This is a genomic window from Facklamia sp. P12945, from assembly GCF_050409485.1.
GTDB lineage: Bacteria > Bacillota > Bacilli > Lactobacillales > Aerococcaceae > Facklamia.
Map to the genome: position 1 here is coordinate 1 of NZ_JBNUPJ010000036.1, position 5,459 is coordinate 5,459.

General features: G+C 36.1%; 3 protein-coding genes and 1 tRNA gene. All 4 read right to left on the bottom strand.

Annotation, left to right across the window (positions count from 1 at the left end):
* Positions 1 to 88: 88 nt before the first annotated feature.
* The 4 genes from ACQV2X_RS08400 to ACQV2X_RS08415 all read right to left on the bottom strand — a co-directional run bounded on the left by ACQV2X_RS08400 (position 89) and on the right by ACQV2X_RS08415 (position 5,069).
* Positions 89 to 1,516, bottom strand: coding sequence for an alanine/glycine:cation symporter family protein (locus tag ACQV2X_RS08400; protein WP_428874576.1), 1,428 nt, complete (start codon positions 1,514 to 1,516; stop codon positions 89 to 91).
* Positions 1,517 to 2,005: 489 nt separating this feature from the next.
* Positions 2,006 to 2,088 (bottom strand) — tRNA-Leu (locus ACQV2X_RS08405).
* Positions 2,089 to 2,143: 55 nt separating this feature from the next.
* On the bottom strand, positions 2,144 to 4,330 hold the full coding sequence (locus ACQV2X_RS08410) for a Tex family protein (protein ID WP_428874575.1): 2,187 nt from the start codon (positions 4,328 to 4,330) through the stop codon (positions 2,144 to 2,146).
* A 4-nt stretch (positions 4,331 to 4,334) separates the two neighbouring features.
* Positions 4,335 to 5,069, bottom strand: a complete 735-nt coding sequence (locus tag ACQV2X_RS08415; RefSeq protein WP_428874574.1) for a metallophosphoesterase family protein — start codon at positions 5,067 to 5,069, stop codon at positions 4,335 to 4,337.
* Positions 5,070 to 5,459 lie beyond the last annotated feature (390 nt).

Consider the following 5,459-nt stretch of genomic DNA (forward strand, 5'->3'; position numbering starts at 1 on the left):
TATACCATTCAATTAACCGTTTAAATACAAACTCCAACTTTTGAGGTTCACATCAATTCAGAAGATCTTTTTGTGAAAATATATTTGTTTAGTGAGCCTTTTCGTATTTATAATCCCATGATAGATGTTCTGCATCGATTTGAACTTGTTTGTCATAATCTTTCAGGACTTCTGCTGTTTTACCTGACAAAAAGATTAGAGCAATTATATTAGGTAAAGCCATTAGCCCCATTGATAAGTCAGCAATATCCCAAACTACACCAGGACTTGCAAAATAACCCATGGCAATTGCCATCAAAGCAACTAACTTAAAAGAATGAATGATTTTCCCATTATCAAAGATAAATTTAACATTGGACTCTGCAAAGAAAAACCAACCAACAATTGTAGTTAAGGAAAAGCTTGATAAGGCGATGGCTAAGAATGACTCTCCAATTTTTCCAAATTGAATTTGGAAAGCAGTTTGTGTCATGATTTGACCATACTCACCTAAAGCTTGAGGTGTCATAGCTTGGGTTGTTTCAATGGAATAAGCCCCTGTTAAAAGATTTATCATGACCGTTGCCACACAAATAATAAAAGTACATATAAAAACACCAATCATGGCAATAAAGCCTTGTTCAGCAGGATGTGAAGTCACAGCTACTGCATGAGAATGGGGGGTTGATCCCATTCCGGCCTCATTTGAAAATAAACCTCTAGCTAACCCATATCGCATTGCTTGCTGAACACTGATTCCTAGCGCTCCTCCAGCTATCGCTTGAGGATTGAAAGCGCTATTAATAATCAACTTGATAGTGGGTATCAATTGATCAATGTTTAAAATCATAATTAATAATGCCACTAAAACATATGATATGGCCATAGTAGGAACAACACGCTCAGAAAATTTACCAATCCGCTCCATTCCTCCAATAAGGATCCAGCCAACCACCACTATTAAAACACAGGCTATCAAGAATTGATTTAAACCAAAAGCCGTATTCATTGACGAAATAATAGAGTTAGCCTGAACCATAATACCAACTAATCCAAGTGCAACAATGCACAAAACAGCAAAAATATATGCTAGCCACTTTTGCTTTAAACCATTTTTAATATAGTACGCAGGTCCTCCAACTAACGTACCATCTGAAACTTCCCTCTCCCTAAATACTTGAGACATGGTAGCTTCAGCAAACATTGTAGACATTCCTAAAAAGCCAGAAACCAACATCCAAAATGCCGCTCCCGGACCGCCACCAATAATAGCAGTTGCAATCCCTACTATATTGCCAGTCCCTACTTGAGCCGCAACGGCTGTAGCTAAAGATTGAAAAGGAGTCATACCACCTTCTTTGGCTGATTTACCCTTTATAATATCTGATATCATACGTTTCAGAGCAGGAAAAACACGTGAAAACTGCGGGAAACCCAAACGAACAGTCATAAATAATCCGATTCCAATAAAAGCATATAAAAGAACATAATCCCATAAATAATCTCTAAGTGTTACAACAATATCTGAAAAATTCATTAAATAATTCCTTTCTTAATTAGAAACAGCTGAAGTAGACCTGTTAATAAATAAATAAATAACTTTCATATATAGGTTCACTCCTTCCAAGATAATTTGTCGCTACTTGTTAAGATTAACACAAACTATAAGGTAAATTAATGGTTTTCATTAATTTTTTTAATCGTTTTACTCAATAGTATTATAGCTGATATGTTATTTTTAAACATTTGAATGCTTGAAGGAAATTGTGACTTAATTACTAACGTTCGATGTAGAATTTTAGTCATTCATAAGTATGCTAAATATCGAATAAGATTGATAAAAGGCATTCTATTTCATTTTTATGTTAATAAGTAGATTAGTTTGAAAGAACTTAGATCATTAACTAGAATTCTTAATTTTAAAAAGAAAGAAGTGGTATCCATCCGATATAAACACCGAATAAATACCACTTAAATAATCACAAAATATCAACTTTTATTATAACTTCCATAACCAAAATCCTAATGCGGCCGAGAAGACTCGAACTTCCACATCCTTAAGGATACCAGCCCCTCAAGCTGGCGCGTCTGCCATTCCGCCACGACCGCTCTATCAATAACGATAGTATATATTGTAACGAATCGGCAGCGCTTATGTCAACTTTTATTTAGGATTTATTAGTTTTAATCCAATGCGTGACCGTTCACGATCAATAGAAATTACTTCTACTTCAACAATATCTCCCACGGCTACTAGCTCAGAAGGATGCTTAATGAATCGACCTTTTGGTGAACTTAATTTAGATATATGGATAAGTCCGTCCTGTTTAACTCCAATATCAACAAAAACGCCAAAGTCGACAACATTTCTTACAACACCCTGTAACTGCATATTTTCCTCTAAGTCTTCCAGCTTCAAAACATCGTCTCTTAAAATAGGCGCATCCTGACCATCTCGAATATCTTGACTAGGATTTATCAAGCCTTCCAAGATATCCTTGGCTGTTTCTTTTCCAATTTGATAAGTTTGAGCAATCTGCTGGGTGTCTAAAGATTTTAAAATTTGACTGCTTTCTACTTGACCTATTTCATCTAAAGACAAGCCATTATCTTCTAGAATCCGTTCTGCAATTGCGTATGATTCTGGGTGAATAGAGGTCTGATCTAGAGGGTTTGTTCCTTTTATAATGCGTAAGAAACCAACAGCTTGTTCATAGGTTTTTGGTCCCATGCGTTTCACTTTTTTAATCTGTTTTCGATCCTCAAACCTACCAATCTCATCTCTTAAAAGAATCACATTCTTAGCTGTTGCATGGGTCATTCCAGATACACGTTCTAATAATTGAATACTAGCAGTATTAATGTCGACTCCTACCTGATTGACTGTCATATTAACGACAAAATCCAATTCATCTGCCAATAAATTTTGGCTAACATCGTGCTGGTATTGTCCGACTCCCATTGATTTCGGATCAATTTTTATCAACTCTGCTAGAGGATCTTGCAATCTTCTTGCGATAGAAACTGCACTTCTTTCTTCTACTTGATAATCAGGAAATTCTTCACGAGCTATTTTACTAGCTGAATATACAGAAGCGCCTGCCTCATTAACAACTATAAACCGAATAGACCGGTCAATCTGCTTAACTACTTCACTTACAAAGACTTCAGATTCTCTACTTGCTGTTCCGTTACCAATAGCAATAACATCAACTTGATGTTGTTCAATCATTGACTTTAAAATAGTCGCTGCTTGTTGGCGCTTATAGTCAGTTGCAGGTGGATGCGGATAGATTACACCCTTATCTAGCACACGACCAGTTTCTGAAATAATCGCCAATTTGCACCCCGTACGATAAGCAGGGTCTAATCCGAGTACGCGAAAGCCCTTCATTGGAGGCTGTAAAAGTAAATGACGTAAGTTCTCTCCAAAAATAGCAATCGCATGGCGATCTGCCCTTTCAGTTTGTTCACTCCTAATTTCACGCTCAATTGCCGGCTGAATAAACCGTTTATAGGCATCTTTAATTGCTAACTCAATCCGCTCTTTTTGTTGGTTAGGCAGTTCTTCATCTAGAATATGCTTTTCTATATACTGAAGCGCCGGTTCCTCATCTACTTGGATTTTAACTGAAAGAACCCCTTCTTTTTCACCACGATTGGAGGCTAAGACACGATATTCAGCAATTTTCATTAGTTTTTCTTGGAAATCGTAATACATTTGATAAACTCCACGTTCGTCAATGTCTTGCTCTTTTAAAGTAGTGGTCCAATAGGCATTATATTTTGTATATTTTCGAATAAATTCTCGGAAATCTGCTCGATCCGATATTTCTTGAGCAATAATCTCATGGGCTCCTTCGAGTGCTTTGTCAACTGATGAAACCGACTCGTTAAGATATTTTTCGGCCTCTTGCTCCAGTGGAACATCTAAGTCTTTATTAGTTAGCATCCAACTTGCTAAAGGTTCTAAACCATTCTCAATAGCCACCATCGCTTTAGTCCGACGTTTTTTCTTAAAGGGACGATATAAGTCTTCTACTTGTTGTAATGTCTGTGCCTGTTCAATATTTTCTTGAAGGTCAGCATCCAGCTTCCCTTGTTCCTCAATCGCTTTTAAGACATCCTCTTTGCGTTGATGGAGATTTAAAGCATACTGATACTGTTTATCGATATCATAGATTTGAACCTCATCAAGAGACCCAGTCATTTCTTTACGGTAACGTGAAATAAAAGGGATTGTATTCCCTTCCTCCAATAAATTAAGAACCGCATTAATTTGATTGACTTCTATATTTAATTCGTTGCTAATGGATTTGATAATATTTGCTTGATTGTTTTCATTATTCATCCTATCATTCTCCTTCTAAAACTGGGACGGAATATATCTGAATTACTGCCGTTTTACTAACTTTCATAGCATGCAGTTCTCCTCCAAAGACACAACCACCATCAATTCCCCATTTCATATCTTTACGCCAAACATTGGAATTATAGTAATTATGATGAAGCACCATAGTTGGAGTGTGTCCAAAAATAATTTGTTTACCGGTAGAATTCTTTGTTTGATGAAAGCTGTCTCTAATCCACAGAAAATCGTGATCAGAAGTGTTTTTCCAGTTTTCAAGCGACAAATCTACACCAGCATGAACAATAATGAATTCTCCATATTCAAAATAATAAGGGAGACCCTCTAACCAAGTTTCCAGCTTAGGATAAGTCTGTTTAATTTGACGAGCTAGTCGTCTGGCTTGTGATTTTACGACTTTCTCTTCAGGAATATTTAATAACTGACAAATAGTCGCTATTCCACCATTCATAATGTAATGATTAAAAAAATTATGCGGGCTTCGCAAAAAATTTAAGAGCATGGATTCATGGTTCCCTCTTAAACAGAGGGCATTCTTTTCTTTTTGAAGTTGCCATACACGGTTTAAAACAGCTAAACTATCATAGCCACGATCAATATAATCTCCAATAAAGACCAATCGCTCTTCTTCAGGTATCCAACTTGCTAATAGTTGATCTAATTCATCACTCATTCCGTGGATATCTCCGATAACAAATAAGTGCTCTGGATTATTTTTCACTGCTTCACCGCCTTTAAAATCGAATAAATTAAGTATAGCATAGCTTAAGTAGTAGGAAAATCATAGAATATTTTATAGAAAGCTCTATCAATAGTAAAGCCCCTCACGCAAGTTAGAAGAAACTACTTGAAGGGCTTTATTGTTTTGGTTCTATAATAAACAGGGTGGATGGAAGAAAAAAACACTTCCTTCCATCCTATTTTTGGTACACAAAAACACAGAAGTCCGATCTATTAAAAGTGGTAACTAAAATAGAAAGGACTCTGTGTTATGACTCATGATACTCCATATAAAAGACCCTAACGTAAAATTATCTGATAATTGTGTGGAAACGATCAAAAATAAGCTTCACATAAAGTGTACACTGACCTATCCTGTTGATAGCTGTCT

Excerpts from the sequence above, each read along its gene's own strand:
- ACQV2X_RS08400 (WP_428874576.1), bottom strand. The coding sequence starts at position 1,516 with ATGAATTTTTCAGATATTGTTGTAACACTTAGAGATTATTTATGGGAT.
- ACQV2X_RS08410 (WP_428874575.1), bottom strand. The coding sequence starts at position 4,330 with ATGAATAATGAAAACAATCAAGCAAATATTATCAAATCCATTAGCAAC.